1 protein-coding gene and 1 pseudogene are annotated in these 2,066 nt (G+C 69.6%); both read left to right on the top strand.

Features of this window, described 5'->3' with window-relative positions; translation table 11 throughout:
• The first annotated feature begins 340 nt into the window (after positions 1-340).
• A complete protein-coding gene (locus AB0G02_RS36865) occupies positions 341-1,660 on the top strand; it encodes an AarF/UbiB family protein (RefSeq protein WP_360804127.1) in 1,320 nt (439 codons plus the stop codon).
• Between the two features lie 7 nt (positions 1,661-1,667).
• Positions 1,668-1,934 (top strand): annotated as a pseudogene (locus AB0G02_RS36860) (peroxidase); the annotation flags it as partial.
• Positions 1,935-2,066: the final 132 nt, after the last annotated feature.

The following is a 2,066-nucleotide window of genomic DNA, read 5'->3' as shown; positions in this document are numbered from 1 at the left end:
CGTGTTAACACACTTGTTCCCCGCGCTTCGCCCACCCCGCCCGTGGGAACCGACCGGCGCGCACCGTCCGCCCCGGACTCCGCCGCACCCGGTCCGAAAAGCAACGTACGAGAAGAGTGACACCGTCCCGTAACGGTGTAATGCTTCAGTCGAGGTTCCCTCCGGAAAGGCGGCCATCCGCGATGACCATTCGTGCCGGCAGCCGGGCCGGGCCCGCGCCATTGCCCAGCGGTTCACTCGCGCGAAGCACGGAGGGAGTAGTCGGCGCTTCACCGGCGTCGACACCATCGGGGCGGGCGGCGCCGTGCCGCCCGGTCGAATCCCATGACAGGGGGCGGGGTTGAACAAGATCACTGGCCGCCTGGGCCGGCTGCCCGGCTTGGTGCTGCGCTGCGCGTGGGTCGGCGTCATCGTGTCCTGCTACGGCGTGGTCATCGCGGGCTCCGCGGTCGGCGCGCGCTTCCGTCGGTCCAAGGACGGACGGGGCCTGCGCGACGGCGACCGGTGGGTCAGGATGCTGACCCGCCTCGGACCCTCCTACATCAAGATCGGCCAACTGCTGAGCACCCGGCGCGACCTGCTGCCGGACGAGGTGACCACCCCGCTGGGCCGGCTCACCGACGGCGCCTCGCCTCCGGGCAGGCGGCGGATCGAGCGGGCCGTGCGCGAGGCCTACCGCGACCGGCCGTGGCCGTTCCAGGACTTCGACTGGACGCCGGTCGCGTCCGGCAGCATCGCGACGGTGCACGAGGCGGTGACGCTGGACGGCCGCCACGTGGCGGTCAAGGTGCGGCGTCCCGGCATCGAGCGGGTCATGTGGCAGGACTTCACGCTGACCGCCTCCGCGATGAGCCTCATGAGCATGGTGCCGAAGCTGCGCAAGATGCCGTTCAAGCTCATGCACGGCCAGGTCGGCGGCGCGATCCTGCGGCAGCTCGACTTCGCGGCCGAGGCCGCGTCGCTGAGCGCGCTGCGGACCAACCTGGCCGGCAGCACCCGCAACGTGACCATCCCCGCGCCGCTGCTCGACCTGTGCACCGCCGAGACCGTCGTCATGGAGTTCGTCAGCGACCTCCGGCGCTTCGAGCCCGGTGAGCTGGACCTCGACACGCGGCGCTCGGTGCAGCGCGCGGTGCTGGGCACGGTCTACGAGATGCTGTTCATCGACGGCCTGGTCCACTGCGACCTGCACCCCGGCAACCTCTACTTCGACCTCAACGCCGACCTGGTGATGCTGGACGCCGGCTTCGTCATCCAGCTGCCCGACCCGGTGCGCCGGTCGTTCGCGGACTTCTTCATCAACATGGCCATGGGCGACGGCTGGATGTGCGCCCAGATCGTCATCGAGAGCGCGGCCGAGATCGCCGACGACTGCGACCTGGAGGGCTTCCGCACCGCCCTCGGGGAGCTGGTGTCGGAGACCTCGGGCGCGAAGTCCGGGGACTTCGACCTGGCCCGCTTCGCCGGCCGCCTGTTCGACCTGCAACGGCGGTTCGGGCTGTTCCCCGCACCGGAGTTCGCCTTCCCCCTGCTCTCGCTCCTCGTCATCGAGGGCATGATCAAGGGTTTCGACTCCGACCTCGACTTCCAGGCCGAAGCCATCCCGGTCCTGCGACGCCGCAACATCCCTCGTGACGTTCCAACCGCTGTCGAAAGGTGAGTCGAGCATGGACGCAACCACCCACGTCCGGGTCCCGCTGGTCGAGGAGGGTCAGGCCGAAGGCCGCCTCGCCGAGCTGTACGCCGACATCAAGAGCAACACCAACCTGCCGTTCGTGCCGGACATGTTCCGCCTGCTGTCCACCCGGCCGGACCTGCTCGAAGGTGTCGTGGCCGGTTACAAGGGCATGTTCATCACCGGCATCATGCCGCGGGCGACGCGCGAGCTGATCGCCGCGTGGACGTCCAAGGTCAACCAGTGCCCCTACTGCGTCGGCACGCACAACTTCTTCTTCCAGGCCTTCGGGGGCCCAGGCGCCGGAGGCCCAGATCGTCGCGTCGGTGCGGGAGCGGGAGAACGAGCACCTGCTCCGCCAGTCCGGCGCGGACTCGGTGGTGGTCTCCAG

The organism is Actinosynnema sp. NPDC023658, assembly GCF_040639995.1.
Lineage (GTDB): Bacteria > Actinomycetota > Actinomycetes > Mycobacteriales > Pseudonocardiaceae > Actinosynnema.
Note: the sequence above shows the minus strand (reverse complement) of the source record. Positions and strands in the feature narration are given on the sequence as shown.